Annotated in this window: 13 protein-coding genes and 1 pseudogene; 7 read left to right on the forward strand and 7 right to left on the reverse strand. The window is 63.3% G+C overall.

Annotated elements, in window-relative coordinates:
- Nucleotides 1–59: 59 nt before the first annotated feature.
- From EL255_RS17115 to EL255_RS17125, 3 genes are read right to left on the reverse strand one after another with little or no spacing between them, the layout of a single operon-like run.
- The gene (locus EL255_RS17115; RefSeq protein WP_232018955.1) at nt 60–1,562 is read right to left on the reverse strand and encodes an N-acetylmuramoyl-L-alanine amidase; all 1,503 of its coding nucleotides are present in this window, start codon (nt 1,560–1,562) and stop codon (nt 60–62) included.
- A gap of 23 nt (nt 1,563–1,585) precedes the next feature.
- Nucleotides 1,586–2,059 carry a tRNA (adenosine(37)-N6)-threonylcarbamoyltransferase complex ATPase subunit type 1 TsaE gene (gene tsaE, locus EL255_RS17120; RefSeq protein ID WP_042654252.1) on the reverse strand — a complete coding sequence of 158 codons (474 nt, stop codon included), beginning with the start codon at nt 2,057–2,059 and terminating at the stop codon, nt 1,586–1,588.
- Between the two features lie 17 nt (nt 2,060–2,076).
- Nucleotides 2,077–3,579, reverse strand: coding sequence for a bifunctional ADP-dependent NAD(P)H-hydrate dehydratase/NAD(P)H-hydrate epimerase (locus EL255_RS17125; protein WP_042654253.1), 1,503 nt, complete (start codon nt 3,577–3,579; stop codon nt 2,077–2,079).
- A 132-nt stretch (nt 3,580–3,711) separates the two neighbouring features.
- On the opposite strand from EL255_RS17125, the gene queG reads away from it, so the two are divergent.
- The 7 genes and pseudogenes from queG to EL255_RS21845 form a co-directional block, all read left to right on the forward strand.
- Nucleotides 3,712–4,839, forward strand: a complete 1,128-nt coding sequence (gene queG, locus EL255_RS17130; RefSeq protein WP_042654254.1) for a tRNA epoxyqueuosine(34) reductase QueG — start codon at nt 3,712–3,714, stop codon at nt 4,837–4,839.
- Between the two features lie 84 nt (nt 4,840–4,923).
- The gene (gene ppgK, locus EL255_RS17135) at nt 4,924–5,664 is read left to right on the forward strand and encodes a polyphosphate--glucose phosphotransferase (protein ID WP_042654255.1); all 741 of its coding nucleotides are present in this window, start codon (nt 4,924–4,926) and stop codon (nt 5,662–5,664) included.
- A gap of 601 nt (nt 5,665–6,265) precedes the next feature.
- A complete protein-coding gene (metN, locus tag EL255_RS17140; RefSeq protein ID WP_042654256.1) occupies nt 6,266–7,309 on the forward strand; it encodes a methionine ABC transporter ATP-binding protein MetN in 1,044 nt (347 codons plus the stop codon).
- Complete coding sequence (locus EL255_RS17145) at nt 7,290–7,943, forward strand: methionine ABC transporter permease (RefSeq protein WP_042654257.1); 654 nt, start codon at nt 7,290–7,292, stop codon at nt 7,941–7,943. Before metN ends, EL255_RS17145 begins: the two co-directional genes overlap by 20 nt.
- Before the next feature lie 26 nt (nt 7,944–7,969).
- On the forward strand, nt 7,970–8,770 hold the full coding sequence (gene metQ / locus EL255_RS17150; RefSeq protein ID WP_033128759.1) for a methionine ABC transporter substrate-binding lipoprotein MetQ: 801 nt from the start codon (nt 7,970–7,972) through the stop codon (nt 8,768–8,770).
- Nucleotides 8,771–8,866: 96 nt separating this feature from the next.
- Nucleotides 8,867–9,367 carry a transcription/translation regulatory transformer protein RfaH gene (gene rfaH, locus EL255_RS17155; RefSeq protein ID WP_042654258.1) on the forward strand — a complete coding sequence of 167 codons (501 nt, stop codon included), beginning with the start codon at nt 8,867–8,869 and terminating at the stop codon, nt 9,365–9,367.
- Nucleotides 9,368–9,405: 38 nt separating this feature from the next.
- Nucleotides 9,406–9,477 (forward strand): annotated as a pseudogene (locus tag EL255_RS21845) (transcription/translation regulatory transformer protein RfaH); the annotation flags it as partial.
- A gap of 135 nt (nt 9,478–9,612) precedes the next feature.
- On the opposite strand, the gene EL255_RS17160 reads toward EL255_RS21845, so the two are convergent.
- From EL255_RS17160 to EL255_RS17175, 4 genes are all read right to left on the reverse strand, one after another.
- Complete coding sequence (locus EL255_RS17160; RefSeq protein WP_042654260.1) at nt 9,613–11,586, reverse strand: HAMP domain-containing methyl-accepting chemotaxis protein; 1,974 nt, start codon at nt 11,584–11,586, stop codon at nt 9,613–9,615.
- 38 nt (nt 11,587–11,624) lie between these two features.
- Nucleotides 11,625–12,836, reverse strand: a complete 1,212-nt coding sequence (locus tag EL255_RS17165; protein ID WP_042654261.1) for an EAL domain-containing response regulator — start codon at nt 12,834–12,836, stop codon at nt 11,625–11,627.
- Nucleotides 12,829–17,094 (reverse strand): ATP-binding protein, encoded by a 4,266-nt coding sequence (locus EL255_RS17170; RefSeq protein WP_042654262.1) that lies wholly within the window; start codon nt 17,092–17,094, stop codon nt 12,829–12,831. The genes EL255_RS17165 and EL255_RS17170 overlap by 8 nt, the downstream gene beginning before the upstream one ends.
- Nucleotides 17,095–17,238: 144 nt before the next feature.
- Complete coding sequence (locus tag EL255_RS17175; protein ID WP_084228378.1) at nt 17,239–17,442, reverse strand: hypothetical protein; 204 nt, start codon at nt 17,440–17,442, stop codon at nt 17,239–17,241.
- Nucleotides 17,443–17,684: the final 242 nt, after the last annotated feature.

Here is a 17,684-nt window from a genome sequence, read left to right on the forward strand (position 1 = left end):
CAATCTGCTTGGCCAGAATGGGGGCCAAAATAGGGATCGCCATCGCTGGCTCCCGATTCTTATCCTTGGGGGATATAGATCACCTGCCCAATCTGGATGTCCCGCGACTTGAGTTTGTTGATCTCGACCAGCTTCGCCTGGCTCACTCCGTGCTTCTCGGCGAGACGGGAGAGGCTCTGGCCACGAGTGACCACGTGGCGGATCATCTTGGACTTGTCGTTGCTCTGCGCGCTGGTGACCGGCACGCTCGGCTCCTTGGACGCCACCGAATAGGGCTTGATCACCCCGGCGCCGGATCCGCCGCTGACGCTGCTGACCGGGGCGCCGCCATCATTGCTGCGGCTCGGCACCGTCGCCGGCATGCGGTTGGTCACCTGCTGCCGGGGCGCGGCCGCAACCACCGCCTTTTTCGCCGCCGGCTGACTGCTCCTGGCCACTTGCTGGCCCTTGCCGGTCATCATGGGGCCCTTGGTCGGGTGGCTGCGATAGTAGTTGCGGATCCCCTCAAAGATGGCGCGCGCCAGCTGATCCTGATAACTGGCGGTGGCCAGCAGCTTCTCTTCCCCATGGTTGGAGATGAAGCCGGTCTCCACCAGCACCGAGGGGATATCCGGCGCCTTGAGCACCGCCAGGCTGGCGTGCTCCGGCGCCTTCTTGTGCAGCCGGGCGACCTTGCCCATGGAGCGCAGGATCTGGCGGCTGACGTCATAACCCTCGGCCCTGGACTTGTCCATGGAGAGATCGAGGAAGGTCTGCGCCAGATAGGGGTTGGGGTCGGATTCGGCCAATACCTTGCCTACCCCGCCCAGCAGTTCGCCCTGTTTCTCCTGCTTCTCCAGCCAGCTGCCCATCTCGCGGTTGGCACGGTTGGTCGACAGCACCCAGACCGAGGCGCCGCGCGGCGTGGAGTTGTGGAAGCTGTCCGCATGCACCGACACCAGCAGATCGGCCTTGGCCTTGCGGGCGATCTCGGAGCGCTTGTTGAGGTCGACGAAGTAGTCACCACGGCGGGTCATCACGGCGCGCATGCCCGGCTCGCGATCGATCAGCGCCGCCAGCTTCTGCGACACCGCCAGGGTCACCCGTTTCTCGTAGGTGCGGCGCGGGCCTATGGAGCCTGGATCTTCCCCGCCATGGCCCGGATCGATGGCGATGACGATGGCCTTGCCCTGTCCGCCGACCGGCGCTGCCTGGGCCGTGGTGGCCCCCTTCTCTTCATAGGGCAAGTCGATCACCAGCCGGTGACCGTAGGGGCCCGCCGGCGCCAACGGGAACACCACCGGCTTGATGGTGGAGCTGAGATCCAGCACCAGACGCAGGCTGCCCTTCTCGAGGGGCGTGCTCTCGCGGATCTTGCGCACCAGCTCGCTCTTGTTCCCGATGCGAGTCAGATTGGCGGCGTTGCTCGCCCCTTTCAGGTCGATCACCAGGCGGCTCGGGCCGCTCAGGGTGAAGTAGTTGAAATTGGGGGCGCTGCTCATGTCGAGCACCACCCGGGTGTTATCCGGCGACGGCCAGACCCGCACACTCTTGAGCTGATTCGCCCAGGAGGGTAAGGCCATCAAGGAGAGGACAATAACAAGGATCAAGCGCACTGAGATGACAACCGTTCCAGAATGGCTTCGCCGATAGCAGTGCGGGCCGCTATCAGGGCCTCGCGCTGCTCGTGTACATACGTCAGGGTAATCTCCAGATCCGGGGATGGCAGCCAGCCCTCCCCTTTCTCCGGCCACTCGACCAGGCAGAGGGTATCGGCGCCGAAATAGTCCCGAATCCCCATGAACTCCAGCTCTTCCGGATCGGCAAGGCGATAGAGGTCGAAGTGGTAGACCTGCCAGCGGTCCAGCTCATAGGGTTCGACCAGGGTATAGGTTGGACTCTTAACCTTGCCTTGATGGCCGAGCCCCTGCACCCAACCGCGGGTCAGGGTGGTCTTGCCGGCCCCCAGAGAGCCGTGCAGGAATACCGTGGTCGCCTGCTGGCACGCCTGTGCCAAACGGCCACCCAGTGCCACTGTTGCTGCCTCATCCGGCAGTGTCATCATCAACGTTTTTGCCATGTTCTTCTTGTTACTTGTTACTGTGTCGGATTGACCAGACGGCGGATCCAGGGCAGCAGATCCGATGCCAGCATGCCCCTCTCCCCCTCGGCGGCAGCCAGATCGGCCGCCTCGCCGTGGATCACGGCCCCCAGCCGGGTTGCCATGCTGGCAGACCAGCCCTGTGCCAGGAGGGCGGCGATTATACCAGATAACAGGTCGCCCATGCCGCCACTGGCCATGCCGGGGTTGCCTTCATCGCAGAGGCTGATGCGCTGGCCATCGCAGATGAGCGAGCCCGCCCCCTTGAGCAGCACGACGCCGCCGTATCGCCGCTGCAGCCGCGCGACGGCGGCGAAGCGATCCGTCTCGATCTCGGCTATGGTGCAGCCCAGCAGGCGGGCCGCCTCCCCGGGGTGGGGCGTGAGCACCCAATTATCCTGATGACGGGGCCCCTGCGCCAGCCAATTCAATCCATCGGCGTCCAATACCAACGCCCCGTCGGCCCTGACCAGCCGCTCGTACTGGGCGCGTCCCCACTCATCCTGACCGAGCCCGGGCCCCACCACCTTCACCTCGGCCCAGTCCTCGTCGATGCCGGCTTGCCCGCTCATCAGCTCGGGCTGCACCTGGCTGACGGCGCCATGGCTCGGGTGCTGGCACAGCCGCACCAGACCGGCCCCCGCCCGCAGGCAGGCCAGCCCCGCCAGCAGTATGGCCCCCTGCATGCCCAGGTTGCCCCCCACCAGCAGGACCCTGCCGTTGCGGCCCTTGTGCGCCGAGCGAGGGCGCGGGGTCAGCAGGGACTTGAGGGCGGGGTAATCGATCCGCTCGGCGGCGGGAACAAGGTCGGCGTCCGGCGTCACCCCGAGGCTGTCGCAGTCGAGCTGGCCAACACCGTCCACCCCGTCGGCGGTCAGCATGCCCTGCTTGATGCCGATGAAGCTGAGGGTGCGAGTGGCACGCACCAGGGCGCCCATGGCGCGGCCGGTGTCGGCGTTGAGCCCGGAGGGCAGGTCCACCGCCAGTACGGGGGCATTCAAGCCATTGATTGTTGCGACGATCTTTGTCATGGAAGGGGAGAGGGGGATATGGACACCGGTGCCGAGCAGTGCATCTATCACCAGATCCGGTGGCGTCAGCGACGAGAGTTCGAGCTCGTCGACCAGCTGCACGCTGCCCCCAGCGCCTAGCCACTCATCGGCGGCCCGTCTGGCATCCCCTGTCAGCAGGCCGGGGGCCCGGGCGGCGATCACCAGAGGATCGAGGCCGATCCGTCTGGCGAGGCGCGCCAGCACATAGCCGTCGCCGCCATTGTTGCCGGGGCCAACGAAGATCCACCAGTTGCCGCACTGGGGCCAGTGGTGGCTGGCGTAGCAGAGCAGGGCCGCGCCGGCCCGCGTCATCAGCTCATAGGTGTCGCACCCTCCGCGCCGGGCCCAGCGCTGCTCCAGCGTGCGGATCTGTTCGGCCCGCCACAGCGGCTGTGCTAAACTGGTGCCTTCTTTCCCGCTGATAGCGTCCTCGATAACCTGTACCATGACGGCTCCCGACCTTCATCCTCTAGTGGCCCGGCTCCCCGCCCGGCGTATGACCCGGCATGACGATGCCCGGCCCTTGCCACATTATCGCCCATGGATGCAGACCCTCCGCCTGCAGGCAGATGAGGCAGCATGACGGCCACCGAACTCCAGCAACTGGCCCAAGATATCAAGCTCTGGGCACGCGAGCTAGGATTTGACCAGGTCGGCATCACCGACACGGATCTCGCCGTCGAGGAGCCCAGATTGCAGGCCTGGCTGGACGCCGGCTATCACGGCAGCATGGACTACATGGCCCGCCACGGCATGATGCGGGCCAGGCCCCATGAGCTGCTGCCCGGCACCCTGCGGGTGCTGTCGGTGCGGATGAACTATCTCCCCTTCGAGGCGGGCTTTGCCGCCACCCTGCGCGATCCCACCCTGGGCTACATCAGCCGCTATGCGCTCGGCCGCGACTACCACAAGGTGCTGCGCAACCGGCTCAAGCAGCTGGGGGAGCGCATCGAGCAACGCTGCGAGACGCTAGGCTGGCGTCCCTTCGTCGACTCGGCCCCGGTGCTGGAGCGCCCGCTGGCGGCCAAGGCGGGGCTCGGCTGGGTGGGCAAGCATTCGCTGCTGCTCAACGAAGCGGCCGGCTCCTTCTTCTTCCTCGGGGAGTTGCTGGTCGATCTGCCACTGCCGATGGACGCCCCGGTGGAGAAAGAGCAGTGCGGCAAGTGCGTGGCCTGCATCAACATCTGCCCCACCGGCGCCATCGTCGCGCCCTATGTGGTGGATGGCCGGCGCTGCATCTCCTACCTCACCATAGAGAGCGACGAGCCCATTCCGCTGGAGCTGCGCCCCCTGCTGGGCAACCGCATCTATGGCTGCGACGACTGCCAGCTGATCTGCCCCTGGAATCGCTATGCTGATGTGAGCCCGGAGCCCGACTTCAGCCCTCGCCCCAATCTGCACCGCCCGCCCCTGCTCGACCTCTGGCAGTGGTCGGAGGCCGAGTTCTTGAAGCACACCGAGGGCAGCCCCATCCGCCGCATCGGTTATCAACGCTGGCGCCGCAACCTGGCGGTGGCGCTTGGCAACGGCCCGGCCACCGCAGCGGTGAGCGACGCCCTGCAACAAGCGCTCGGCGCGGCCGAGCCCATGGTGGCCGAACATATCGAGTGGGCGCTGGCGACCCTGGCCCAACGCCAGCAGGATGACAGCAAAAAGACTCGCTTGTTGATCCGCTGCATCGAAAAAGGTCTGCCGGATCACGCCTAAGTGATCTGCCCCTTGCCGGATGCGGGTCATTTTTTCATGCTCTGCCGACGTTTGACCCTCGGCACACTAAAAAGGAACACTCTGATGCAGATGTTGGGAGTAGATATAGGGGGATCCGGGATCAAGGGCTGCCTGGTCGATACCGAGACGGGCATGCTCATCGGTGAACGTTACCGCCTGGCCACCCCGCAACCGGCTACCCCGGCCGCCATCGCCCACACCCTCAAGGCGCTGGTCGAACACTTCGAATGGAAGGGTCCCGTGGGTTGCGGCTTCCCCGCCATCATTCACAACGGTATCGCCAAGAGTGCCGCCAACATCGACAAGAGCTGGGTCGAGACCGATGCCGCCCACCTGTTTGCGGATGTGACCGGCCTGCCCTGCCACGTGCTCAACGATGCCGATGCGGCGGGTCTTGCCGAGATGCGCTTCGGCACCGGCCGGGATCGCAAGGGGGTCATCATCCTCATCACCGTCGGCACCGGCATCGGCACCGCCCTGTTCGTCAACGGCCAGCTGCTGCCGAACACCGAGCTGGGCCACCTGATGCTGGAAGGCATGATCGCCGAGCACTACTGCTCGGACGCCGTGCGCAAGCGCGAGGATCTCTCCTGGAGCCGCTGGGGCAAGCGTTTCAACAAGTATCTGGCCAGACTGGAGTTCCTGTTCTCCCCCGATCTTTTCATCCTGGGGGGCGGCAGCGCCGCCAAGCTCGACAAGTTCATCGACAGGATCGAGACCCGGGCCCCGCTGGTCGCCGCGGCCAGCCTCAATCAGGCCGGCATCATAGGGGCGGCACTCCATGCCGTGGAGCAAGGGGGCTGAGTCTACTTCCCCTTATAGTGATCCACTTCCTATAGATGACAGAGGCCCGGCATATGCCGGGCCTCTGTCATTGGGCGGCGGGCGATCAGCGGGGCGCAACCCCAAACCGGCCTGCTCAACCGTTCTCTCTGCTCCCGAGCCAGGATGCCGATGGCTCGCCACCCCTTCCCAAGGCCCCGCCCCTGCTGGCGTGACTGGTCATTTATTGTTCTTCATCAAGGGGATGGCTCAGAAAAGAGCAGGGGACAAGCTGCCAGTATCTATGCGACCTTAAGCACGGGTGATGAAGACGGGGAGATAGTCGGTTCTGGCGCTGGCTAACAAAACTGATATTTAAGCTGCATTAACCAGCTTATATTCGGAAATTTAACCAATAATCGAAATTCAATATCGCCACCTGCGAAATCACCACTTTCCATAGTCATCCGGTGGGAATCCTTAGCATTTTTTTAGACGTCTAGACGTAGAAACATGCGTTGACACAGCCATCCGGACATCTTAGCATCATCCTCCATGATGGCAGAGCAACCCAGTGAAACCTCTGCCCAATTCACCCGCCTGTAGCGCCCTGTGCTTTAAGGCTGTTAGCACGGAAGAATCCATGATTAAGTTGATCGGTCTCAACAAAGTCTACGGTAAAGGCAGTGACGCCGTGCACGCCCTGCGTGACGTGAGCCTGCATGTGCCACAAGGCAAGATTTTCGGGGTGATCGGCGCCTCCGGTGCCGGCAAGAGCACCCTTATTCGTTGCGTCAACCTGCTGGAGCGCCCCACCCAGGGCCAGGTCTTTGTCGATGGCCAGGATCTGGCGGCCCTGCCCGAGCGGGATCTGACCCAGGCCCGTCGTCAGATCGGCATGATTTTCCAACACTTCAACCTGCTCGCCTCCCGCACCGTGTTCGCCAACATCGCCTTCCCGCTGGAGCTGGCGGGCTGGAGCAAGGCGCAGATCCAGGCGAGGGTCGAGGAGCTGCTCGCCCTGGTCGGGCTGGAGGCCCGCGCCCACGCCTATCCATCCGAGCTGTCCGGTGGTCAGAAGCAGCGCGTCGCCATCGCCCGCGCCCTGGCGCCGGCCCCCAAGGTGCTGCTCTGTGACGAGGCCACCTCGGCGCTCGATCCCCAGACCACCCGCTCCATCCTGAGCCTGCTCAAGGAGATCAACCTCAAGCTGGGGCTCACCATCTTGCTCATCACCCACGAGATGGACGTGGTGAAGGGGATCTGCGACGAGGTGGCCATCATCAGCGACGGCAGCCTGATCGAGCAGGGCGAGGTGGCCTGGTTCTTCAGCAATGCCAAGACCCAGCTGGCCCGTGACTTCATCCACTCCACCATCCATCTGGAGGTACCGCAGGAGTATCAGGACAGGATGAGCCCCGAGCGGGTGGCCAACAGTTATCCGCTGGTCAAGCTCGGCTTCACCGGCAGCACGGTCGATTCGCCGCTGATTTCCGAGGTGAGCCGCCGTTTCAACATCGATATCAGCATCCTGAGTGCGGACATCGAGTACGCCGGCGGGGTCAAGTTCGGCTTCCTGCTGGCCGAGCTGTTCGGGGACGAGGCCCAGTGCGAGGCCACCCAGCAGTTCTTCATCGACAACCATATTCAGCTGGAGGTAATGGGCTATGTCCGAAGCAATGATTAATCTGCTGTTCACGGCCCTCGGCGACACCCTGATCATGGTGTTTGCCTCCGCCCTGTTTGGCTGCCTGCTCGGGCTGCCGCTCGGCGTGGCACTGCACGTGACCAAGGCCGGCCAGATCCTGGCCAACCCGCTGCTGAACAAGACGCTCGGCATCATAGTCAACGTCGGTCGCTCTGTGCCCTTCATCATACTGCTGGTCGCCATCATTCCGCTGACCCGGCTGATCGTCGGCACCAGCATCGGCACCATAGCCGCCATAGTGCCGCTGACCGTCGGTTGCATCCCCTTCATCGCCCGTCTGGTGGAAGGGGCGCTGATGGAGGTGCCGGATGGGCTGCTCGAGGCCGCCAAGGCCATGGGTGCCAAACCCTTGCAAATCATCGCCAAGGTGCTGCTGCCCGAGGCCCTGCCCGGGATCCTCAACAGCGTCATCATCACGCTCGTCACGCTCGTGAACTACTCCGCCATGGCCGGTGCCATCGGTGGTGGTGGTCTGGGGGATGTGGGTATTCGCTACGGTTACCAGCGCTTCGATCCAACCGTCATGCTGGTCACCGTGGTCATTCTGGTAGTGCTGGTTCAACTCATCCAGAGCGCGGGTGAGCGCCTGGTCAAACAATGTGATCATCGTTAATCGTCGATTTCTGACAGGAGGTTTTTATGAAATTGGGCATTAAATCCGCTGCGGCAGCGCTGCTGGCAACTCTGGTACTGGTCGGCTGCGGCCAGAAAGAAGAGAACAAGACCCTGAAGGTCGGCGCCATCGCCGGCCCCGAGACCGAGCTGGTCGAGACCGCGGCCAAGGTGGCCAAGGAGAAATACGGTCTGAACGTCGAGATCGTCACCTTCTCCGACTACGTCACCCCCAACGTGGCCCTGAACGATGGCAGCGTCGACGTCAACGCCTTCCAGCACAAACCCTATCTGGATGCGCAGATCCGTGATCGCGGCTTCAAACTGGTACCGGTTGGCAACACCTTCGTCTACCCGATCGCCGGTTACTCCAAGAAGATCAAGGCCCTGAGCGAGCTCAAGGACGGTGCCCAGATCGCGGTGCCAAACGATCCGACCAACCTGGGTCGCTCCCTGATCCTGCTGGAGAAGCAGGGCCTGCTGAAGCTGAAGGAAGGCGCCGGTCTGGAAGCGACGGTGCTGGACATCGCCAGCAACCCGCGCAACTTCAAGATCGTCGAGCTGGAAGCCGCTCAGCTGCCCCGCTCCCTGGAAGATGTTGATCTCTCCATCATCAACAACACCTTCGCCGGTCAGATTGGCCTGACCCCGACCGAGAACGGCCTGTTTGTCGAAGACAAGGAGTCCCCCTACGTCAACCTGATCGTCGCCCGTGAAAACAACAAGGACGAAGAGAAGGTCAAGCAGTTCGTCCAGTCCTTCCAGACCGACGAGGTCTACAAGAAAGGGACCGAACTGTTCAAGGGCGGTCTGGTAAAAGGTTGGTAATCACTCACTCTGCAAAAAAGGCCGCGCCAAGCGTGGCCTTTTTTTTTGCCCCCGTTATCATGGGCGTCAGCACGGTAACAAACACAAAACAGAACAATGAAAAAATGGTATCTGGCCTACTGCAAGCCTAAGGAAGAAGCCCGCGCCCGCGCCCATCTGGCAGCCCAGGGTGTCGAATCCTATTACCCCATGGTGGAAATCGAGAAGCTGCGCCGCGGCAAGCGGGTACCGGTGCGTGAGCCCATGTTTCCCAACTACCTGTTCATCCACGTGGATCTCGACGAGGTCTCGCCCATCACCCTGAAGTCGACCCGCGGCATCAGCCGCATCGTTCACTTCGGCAAGGAGTGGACGGATGTCAGCAGCCAGCTAATCTATCGGCTGATGAGCCGTGACGACAGCGATGAGGCCAGGGCCAGCTATGCTTGCCTGCCGACGCAGGGGGACAAGGTGCTTATCGAATCTGGCCCCCTTGCCGGGTTCGAGGCCATCTATCTGGAGCCGGATGGCGAGAAGCGGGCGATCCTGCTGGTCAGCCTGCTCAACCAGGAGACCAGTAGCAGCTTCGACAACCAGGCCTTCCGGCGCCTGGACTGACCCTACCCAGACGTCTGCGGCGAGAAGCGCCCCCATTCCTGCTGGTCAGCCTGCTCAATCAGGAGACCAGCAGCAGCTTCGACAACCAGGCCTTCCGGCGCCTGGACTGACGATAAGCCGAGCCTAGGATAACAGGGTGACACGGGCAGATCAGCCCGCTCCCTCAAGAGGCCGGCAGCAGCTTCGACAACCAAGCCTTTCGTCACCACTATCAAGCAAGAGGCGGGCATTTGCCCGCCTCTGCCTTATCCCAGCTCGAATCGGCTGATGACCGAGGTCAGGCGCCCCGTCTCCCGGCTCAGCCTGGCGACTATCTCCTCCCCCTGCTGACTGCGCTCACTGGATTGGCGGCTGAGCCCGGCGATCTCCTCGACAGTCCCGGCCACCTCCTGCGCCACCCGCGACTGCTGCTCGGTGGCGGTGGCGATGGCCCCCAGCTGACCGCAGAGATCCTGCACCAGCCGGGTCATGGTCTCCAGGGTCTCGGTCACCGACGCCACGGCGCCGTGCCCCTGCTCCACCAGCCGGGTGCCGCTGCCCACGGTGTCGGCGGTCTGCCGGGTCTGCTGCTGGATGCTGGCGATGGTCAGGTTGATCTCCGCCGTCGACTGGCTGGTGCGACTGGCGAGCTGGCGCACCTCGTCCGCCACCACGGCAAAACCACGGCCCTGCTCCCCGGCGCGCGCCGCCTCTATGGCCGCGTTGAGCGCCAGCAAGTTGGTCTGCTCGGCGAGGGTGGCGATGACCTCGGTGACACGCCCCACCTGTTCACTCTGGCGGCTCAGCTGCCCCATCGCCTGGTTGGCCTCGGCAATCATGGCGGCGATCTGCTGCATGGTGGTGGTCATGCGCGTTAGGGCATCGCCCCCCTGGCGGGCCTGTCGCTCGGTCTGGCGGGCCGCCTCGGCCGCCTCGGCAATGTTGCCCGCCACGTCCCGGGTGCTGGCCGACATCTGCTCTATGGCCGCGGCGACCGTATCGACCCGCTGATTCTGGCTCGCCAGATCCCCCACTATGATGTTGCTGGTACGCCCCACCTCGCCGCAGGCGCCTTCCACCTGCCCCACGGCCCCCTGGATCTCCCCCACCAGCTGACGCAGTTGGCCCGACATCCGGTTGATGGAGCCGGTCAAGCCACCCAGCTCGTCTCGCCGCAATACCGGCAGGGGCGCGGCCGGCAACCGGCCATCCGCCACCAGTCCGGCACGGGCCACCAGGCTGGCGATGTCCCGGGTCAGCCGGCGGCTGAACAGCAGGGCCACCAGGGTGCCGAGCGATATGGTGCTGAGGGTGGTCAGCAGCAGGCTGTGATGGATGGTCTGGCCGGCGGCGGCCATCTGACCGGCGATCTTGTCGACCTCAGCCCGGGTGTGGGTCACCTGGGACGCCAGCTGGCCGGCGAGCCTGTCCAGAGCCGGCTCGACGTCGGTGGCCATCAGGTGATTGGCCTGATCCCAGTCGGGCGCCTGCCGCCTGGCGATCACCTGGCCGACCAGCTCGGCGAAGGGTGCCGACATCTGCTCGAACAGGGCCCAGAGCCCCTGCTCGGCCTCGGTGAACTGGCCCTGCTGCTGTTTCAGCTCGGCCACCCGCTGCAGATGAAACTGGTAGTAATCCTGGTACTTGGCCTGATACTCCTTGTCCCCGGAGATGAGGAAATCCCGCAGGGCGGAGAGGGCGTTGGCGAGGCCGTTGTAGGCATCGCCCACCTGCTTGAGCAGCAGGCGCCTATCGCCGGGCAACTGCGCCTGTGGCGTCGCCACCTCTTCATTGGCGAAGGATTGCAGCTGATCGAGTGCCGCCTCGGCCAGGGGGCCCGCCTCCAGCAGCATCAGGCTATGGGCCGGCAGGTTCTCCTCGGTGTGAGCCAGGGCCCACACCTTCTCCTGCTTGCCCTTGAACGCCTTGAGGGCCCGGGTCAGGGCGGGGGTAAACGCCTGCCGCTCGATGGCCTGCCAGGCGCCGTCCCACTCCAGCTTGAGGCGCTGGGCCTGGGCCGGATCCTTGCCGAGGATGAGGTAGGCCCGCAGGGAGGAGACGGTGGCGATCAGCGCCTTCTGGCTCGCCTCATCCCGCTGCAGGGCAGGCAGGGCCTGCTCCAGCAAGGCCGACTGCGACTGCTGGATCCGGCCCAGCTGGTGGTACACCAGGGCGGAGGAGAGGATGATGAGCAGATTGATAAAACAAAAGCTAAACAACAACTTGCTTGAAATTTTCATGAACGTCCTTGTTCGACTGCGGGCATCCTGCCCCGGGTTCAGTTCTTGATCAGAGCGGGTAATCGATCCAGCCAGGAGCGATGCCACTCCAGCAACTCATCCCGCGGCATGGGGCGGGCGGAGAAGAAGCCCTGGCACTGATCGCAGCCCAGCCTGGCCAGCAACTGCCAGGTGGGCTCATCCTCGACCCCCTCGGCCACCGACTTGAGCCCCAGCTTGCGGGCCAGCTCGATGCTCGACTCTATGATGGCGAGCCGGGAGGGATCCTCATAGCAGCGATCGACGAAGGATCGATCCAGCTTCAGCTCGGTGAAGGGCAGCAGCGCCAACTGCTGCATGGAGGAGTAACCTGTGCCGAAGTCATCGATGGAGAGCCCGAAGCCGTGCATGCGCAGGCGCGTCAGCACCTCCAGCGACTTGCCGAGATCCTTGACGAAGGCGCTCTCGGTCACCTCCAGGGTGATGAGCTCGGGGTTGATGCTCCAACGCTGGCAATGATTGAGCAGGGTGTTGCAGAGATCCCCCTCGATCAGCGAGGTGGTGGAGAGGTTCATCGACAGGTTGAGGGAGAGCCCGGTCTGTTCCCACAGGTGTCCATCGCGCAGGGACTTGTTGATGATCACCTCGGTCAGCTGATCGATCAGTCCATGACGCTCCGCCAGAGGGATGAAGTGCACCGGTGAGACCAGGCCATACTCGGGGTGCTGCCAGCGGGCGAGCGCCTCCATACCGATCCACTGGCCGGTGCCGAAGCTGACCTTGGGCTGATACCAGGGCAACAGCTGATCCTGCTCCAGGGCGGCGCTGAGATCGTCTTGGGTCAGGCTGTGGCCGTCCTCCTCCTGGGTCCGCTCCTGCTGGGGCCGCCAGGCGCCGATCAGCCGCCTGATCTGCTGCGGGTCGGCGGGCTTGTCGATGCGCCCCAGCACCTGCAGGCCATAGGCCGTGCTCATGCGCAGCACGGCGTCGACCACATCGTCTTCCAGCGCACTGCACAGGATGACGCCGCCCCTGAAGCCTCCCAGCGAGAGCCGGCGCAGCAGGGCCATGCCGTCCATGCCGGGCATGCGCAGATCGCAAAACAGGATGTCGACTTGGTGGTGCTGACACAGCTCCAGCGCCGCCTCGCCATCCTGTGCCTCCAGCAGCTGGCCGTAGCCGAGCCTGCTGATCTGGTGCATCAGGGCCTTGCGCTGAAAGTTGTGATCCTCCACCACCATGATCACCAACTCATGCTGCTTGTTATTCATCGAGCCATAGTCCAATTTCGCATGCAATAGCATCCATCAATACCTGTACTGTCTGACTCAACTCATCGAGCCTGTCCAGCTGTTTCAATCTGGCCGCAGCCTCCAGCTGAGCCGCCTCCGTCGCCAGGGCCGTCTGCCCGACCATGCGGGCCGCCCCCTTGATGCGGTGTGCCGTCTCCACCAGCGCCTGGGTATCCTGACACGCCAGCGCTCGCACCATCTCCTCGCTATCCTGGCGATTGGAGTCCAGATACTCCTGCGCCATGCTGCGGGCCAGCGCCTCATCACCGAACAGGGAGATCCAGCTCAGCGCCTGCTCCTGGGTCGAAGCCTGAACGCGGGGCTGCGGCTCGCTCGGCGCACTGGCGACCGGCAACCAACGCTGCAGCATCTGGCGCAAGGTCTCCAGGCTGTAGGGTTTGAACAGCATATCGTTCATCCCCGCCGCCTGCATCTGCCGGCTGGCCTCCTCCGAGGTGTCGGCCGTGACGCCGATGATGGGGGCCGGATCCCCCGCCGCCCGCAGGGTCCTGGTCAGGCTGTAGCCATCCATCACCGGCATGTGGCAATCGGTCAGCAGCAGGGCGAAGCCCTGCCCCTGCCAGGCGCGCAGCGCCTTCTCGCCATCATCGACCAGCTCGGCATCGATGCCGAGAATGGCGAGCTGGCGGGCCAGCAGCGCACGGTTGATGGGATGATCATCGGCGACCAGGACACGGCCCTGCAACTTGTCTACCAGGAATTGCCCCGGCTGGGTGGCCCGCTCCCCCGCCAGTTGGCGGCAGGTTTCCAGCAGCAGGTCGGGATAGAGCGGCGACTGACCCAGCCGCCACCAGGCATCGCTGCCCATACGCCCGCGCAGCGCCTCCTGGGGGGAGAGCACTATGCCCTTGAGCGCGGATTGCTGCAAATGCTGCTGCCAGTCCGTGCCCAGCGCCCGCTCCAGCAGGCGCTCCTCCGCCAGCAGGCGACCGCTCAGCGGTTGCCGCCACTGATGTGGCTCCAGCCGATGCAGGCGGGCGCCCAGCTGTTCCATGGTCGCCCGCAGCGCGGCATCCTCCCCCAGCCACCACCAGTCCTGATCGACCAGCGGCGGGGCATCCCACTGACACTCGGTCAGCGGGATCTTGAAAGTCACGCAGGTCCCGGTGCCGGGCTTGCTCTCCAGCGCCAGGCTGCCCCCCATCTTGTGGATCAGCTGCTGGCAGATGGCGAGCCCGAGCCCGGTCCCGCCGAAGCGCCGGGTGATGTCGGATTCGACCTGCTTGAAGGGGGTGAACAGGTTCACCTGCTTGTCATCGGCGATGCCGATCCCGGTATCTCGCACGGCAAACAGCAGCTGGTTCGCCTGATAGCCGACCCGGATGGCGATCTCGCCCCACTCGGTAAATTTCACCGCGTTGTTGAGCAGGTTGGAGATCACCTGCCCCACCCGGATCGCGTCCATGCTGGCCTGATCCGGCACCTCGGCGGCCCACTCCAGCGTCACTTTGAGCCCCTTGCCATAGGCCAGGGTGGCGTGACCGCGGATGACATCGCAGATGACCGAGGTGAGTCGGCAGCCGTGGTAATGCAGCTGCAACTGGCCCGCCTCTATCTTGGAGAAGTCCAGGATATCGTTGACCAGATAGAGCAGGTTGTTGGTCGAGGTCGCGATGTTGCGCAGCATGTAGCGCTGATCGTCATTGAGATCGCTCATCTGCAGCAGCTCCAGCATGCCGTGCATGCCGGAGATGGGGGTGCGCAACTCGTGGCTCATGGTGGCGAGGAAGCGACTGCGCGCCTGCATCGCCTGCTCCGCCACCTCTCGGGCCTGGCGCAGCGCCAGTTCCTGGTGCTTCAGGCCAGTGATGTCCTGCACCACCCCGTTAAGGATGACGCCGTCGAGCCCCTCCTGATGCACGAAATGGCCCCGTATCTGCAGGTAGCAGGGGATTCCGTGACGCATGATATCCACCTCAAGATCGAGGGGTTGCATGGCTCTGGCATGGCGCTCAACGGTCGCAACGAAGTCATGCAGGGCGGGGCCTGTCAGCCCCAAAATGGTGCTGCCGACGACGCCGCTCTGCACCGGATCTGCGTCATAACCCACTATCTCCTTGAGCCCCTGGGAGGTATAGAGGAAGCGTCCGTTCCCCGGCCCCAACCAATGATACTGATAGACGATGCCAGGCATGCTGTCGGTGATCTGGGTGAGGCGGGTCTCCGCCTGGCGAGCCCGCGCCTCGGCCTCCTTGATCCGGGTCACATCGGTCAGCACCGTCAAAACCCCCAGCTGCTCACCGCTCTGCGCGCGATAGGGCTGCTTGGCATAGATGACGTGAAACGCGGTGCCATCATGGCGCCGGCTGTAGCCCGCCCCCTCCATCGCCTGACCGCTCAACCACACCTCCTGCTCCTCCCTCAGTACCTTCTCCCGCTCCTGGGACGGCAGGCTGTCCAGGTGGTAGAGACCGCCATCGTTTTGTTCGCGGATGAAGGCATCGCGATAGGTTCTATTGCACAGGGTGATGCGCATCTCTTTGTCACGCAGCACCACCATGTTGGGCAGCGAGTCGAGCAGGGTCTGCACGAAGGTGAGCTGTTCATTCAGTTGCTGCTCGGCCTGTCGGCGCTGCGCTATCTGGCGGCGCAGGGTCCGGTTCCAGCCCAGGAACAGCAGCACGCAGAGCAGGAAGATGCCCACTCCGAGGGAGGACCACAGCAGCACTGTCCTCGGGTTGATGCCCGTCTGTATGGTCAGTGCCAGCCACTTTCGCTCCAGCTCGTTCAACTCATACTGCTGGATGGAGAGCAGCACCTTGGTCAGGATCTGCTGCAACATGGGATCTTGCTGCTGGGTCGCCATGGCGATAGGAATTGTGAGCTGATGACCAGAGAAGACGACCTGGTAGCGATTGCTGTGGCCTTGTTGCAGTGACTGCCCCAGGGTGTTGACGGTGATCAGCACAAAGTCGGCACTGTGATTATCAAGCAGTGACAGCATCTGGGAATAACTGTCGGCGATGACCAGTTCGGCCCCCATCTTGGTCAATAACGTGGCGTCCACCGAACTGCCGACTATCCCGACTCGGCGCCCTTTCAGTGCCTTGAGGCTGGACAGTTCTGGCGTGCCTTGCCTGGCCACGATCACCCGGCTGAGCGAACCATAGTCTGGGGTAAATCGTGCAAGCTGCTGCCGCTCCATGGTCGGTGTCATGGCCGGGATGAAATCCAGCCTGCCCGCCTGAAAGGCATCCAGCGTATCGTGCCAGCTCGCCGTCGGCAGCACCTTGAACTGAAGGCCGGCGCGCTGGCTCATAATCTCGAGCAGATCGGACACATATCCCGGCTTGAGCCGACCACGGTCGTCTATCTCGCTCATGCCGGGCCAGTCAGGGAAAACGCCGAAGGTGATCACCGGGTGTTGTGCCAACCAGGCTTGCTCGTCTTGGTTGAACGCAACCTCCTGCCGACCTTCGATTAGCTCATAGCCCACGATGCCGCTCATCTCCAGAATGCGACGCCGCTCGATGGGCGAGATTTGCTGAAGCGCCAGATCCAGCAACCCCAACAGCGCCTCGTCGCCCGGTGCGACCGCCATGGCCAGCGAAGTATCTCTCATCCAGTCCACCGTGGTCAGCTTCATGCTCGACAACGCTTGCAAACGGGTCAACGCGGGCAGATCGCCCAGATAGGCATCCGCACGCCCCTCCTTGAGCATGAAGATGGCCTCATCCTGACTGTCAACTGTGACCAGATCCATGATTCCCAGTCGCAGCAACTCGTCGCAGGCACTGACGCCAAATCGGCACACCCAGCGTAGCCCCCGCGCCTTCTCCAGCGAGAGATCGTATTCCGAGCCGGTCAACAGGATGCCACGAGGCACGGCCATGAGTTCCGAGGTGAACTGCATCTGCAGTTGCCTGGTCTGACTCGGTGCCACACCGATCAGCATATCGACCTCGCCATTCAACAACGCCAGCTGAGCGTCGGCATTGTTGGGGTAGGTCTGGTAACGCAATGAAAGCCCCAATCTAACCGCTACTTGCGAGGCAAAGGCATCCAGCGGACCAGCAAAATTGCCTCGCCCATCGGTATAGACATAAGGGGGCCAGGCCACGGAGGGCATGCCAACCACCAGCTCGTTGTGCGAGGCGAGCCAGGTCTGCTGCGAGGGTGTCAACTTGTCACTATCCAGAGTGGTTTCAGCCGCAGCGACCAGACCCCAGCAGGCTAGCCAGCACAACAGAATGGAACGAACGCAACGATACAACATGGATGACTCCTGCACAGACCGGTGGGTGATCATAGAGTTTTTGGTTAAATGTGCGACTAAAAAATCAGGGCGGCACCGATCAGAAACGAGAATGGCAGGCCTAGGCCTGCCATTTGCACATCAGGGGGAGCGAGTCCCCCTCCATCAGGTTATTCGGTTCCCAAGGCGGAAGCCGGTTTGAAACTCCCGCACACGGACATGGGCCACCTGCACATCCTGCCCTTCCAGGCCGATGTCTTTCAACATGGCTGGCGAGAGATTCAGGTAGCTGACGCGACGCTCCAGTCGGGTGATCCGTTTCTGAACCAGGGATTCGACGGTGCGCAGCAGGACGAGTTCGATAGACATAATATTCTCCAGTTGAACTTGCGGTTCTCCCGGAGAGAGGACATCACCCTGCGGGATAACCGCGGGTGATGAAAAAGCAGGGGTTACCTGTTTCCTCCACGCGGTAAATAAAGAGCACGAGTCTTCGCGCTGCCAATGCAGCGATCGAACGCAACGTTAAACATGGAATGTTGCATAGTCGTCTCCTTACCGGGTGAAAGTTGTACAAGTTGCCACAGTCTAGAAAAACACCGAATTTTGTG

Source organism: Aeromonas encheleia (assembly GCF_900637545.1).
GTDB classification, from domain to species: domain Bacteria; phylum Pseudomonadota; class Gammaproteobacteria; order Enterobacterales; family Aeromonadaceae; genus Aeromonas; species Aeromonas encheleia.

What these genes read in the sequence shown, in the direction of transcription:
- EL255_RS17115 (WP_232018955.1), bottom strand. Translation starts at nt 1,562, where the DNA reads ATGGCCTTACCCTCCTGGGCGAATCAGCTCAAGAGTGTGCGGGTCTGG.
- tsaE (WP_042654252.1), bottom strand. Translation starts at nt 2,059, where the DNA reads ATGGCAAAAACGTTGATGATGACACTGCCGGATGAGGCAGCAACAGTG.
- EL255_RS17125 (WP_042654253.1), bottom strand. Translation starts at nt 3,579, where the DNA reads ATGGTACAGGTTATCGAGGACGCTATCAGCGGGAAAGAAGGCACCAGT.
- queG (WP_042654254.1), top strand. Translation starts at nt 3,712, where the DNA reads ATGACGGCCACCGAACTCCAGCAACTGGCCCAAGATATCAAGCTCTGG.
- ppgK (WP_042654255.1), top strand. Translation starts at nt 4,924, where the DNA reads ATGCAGATGTTGGGAGTAGATATAGGGGGATCCGGGATCAAGGGCTGC.
- metN (WP_042654256.1), top strand. Translation starts at nt 6,266, where the DNA reads ATGATTAAGTTGATCGGTCTCAACAAAGTCTACGGTAAAGGCAGTGAC.
- EL255_RS17145 (WP_042654257.1), top strand. Translation starts at nt 7,290, where the DNA reads ATGTCCGAAGCAATGATTAATCTGCTGTTCACGGCCCTCGGCGACACC.
- metQ (WP_033128759.1), top strand. Translation starts at nt 7,970, where the DNA reads ATGAAATTGGGCATTAAATCCGCTGCGGCAGCGCTGCTGGCAACTCTG.
- rfaH (WP_042654258.1), top strand. Translation starts at nt 8,867, where the DNA reads ATGAAAAAATGGTATCTGGCCTACTGCAAGCCTAAGGAAGAAGCCCGC.
- EL255_RS17160 (WP_042654260.1), bottom strand. Translation starts at nt 11,586, where the DNA reads ATGAAAATTTCAAGCAAGTTGTTGTTTAGCTTTTGTTTTATCAATCTG.
- EL255_RS17165 (WP_042654261.1), bottom strand. Translation starts at nt 12,836, where the DNA reads ATGAATAACAAGCAGCATGAGTTGGTGATCATGGTGGTGGAGGATCAC.
- EL255_RS17170 (WP_042654262.1), bottom strand. Translation starts at nt 17,094, where the DNA reads ATGTTGTATCGTTGCGTTCGTTCCATTCTGTTGTGCTGGCTAGCCTGC.
- EL255_RS17175 (WP_084228378.1), bottom strand. Translation starts at nt 17,442, where the DNA reads ATGTCTATCGAACTCGTCCTGCTGCGCACCGTCGAATCCCTGGTTCAG.